At 42.4% G+C, this 531-nt stretch carries 1 pseudogene; it reads right to left on the reverse strand.

From position 1 onward, the window contains the following. Positions 1-31 precede the first annotated feature (31 nt). Positions 32-531 (reverse strand): annotated as a pseudogene (locus DXA05_RS26260) (site-specific integrase); the annotation flags it as partial.

Raw genomic sequence — 531 nt, forward strand, 5'->3', positions numbered from 1 at the left:
TTCTATACTAAGTGCTTACAAATGATAATCACTATTCATCTATGTCCAACTTAAAAGCTTCTGTAGCTTCATCTTTCTTCTTGTCAATTACTTTTGCGTAGATTTGCGTGGTTTTTACATTGGTATGCCCTAACATTTTGCTTACGGTATATATGTCTGTACCGTTAGCCAATTGTAACGTTGCATAGGTGTGGCGGAAGCAATGAAAGGTGATGTGCTTGGTAATCCCTGATGCTTTTACCCACCGTTCCAAAGGCCTAGATATCCATGAAGGGTCAGGCAGTCCGGCAAACACCAACAGTTCTCCGTCTTTCTTGCGCTCACCGCAAAGATTGTATGCCTGTGGCGATATAGGCATGTATTCAACGCCCTTAGTCTTCTGCTGAGTGAAATTGAGACGGTACCCACCATTGTATTCTTCAACCTCTGACCATTTAGCTTTTGAATATCGCTATGTCGCATTCCTGTCAGTGCAGAGAACAAGGCTGCCCGTTTTAGTATATCATCACACGGAGTCTTTGCCAATATATT

Origin of the sequence: Bacteroides sp. AM54-2NS (assembly GCF_003602935.1) — a bacterium.
GTDB lineage: Bacteria > Bacteroidota > Bacteroidia > Bacteroidales > Bacteroidaceae > Bacteroides > Bacteroides xylanisolvens.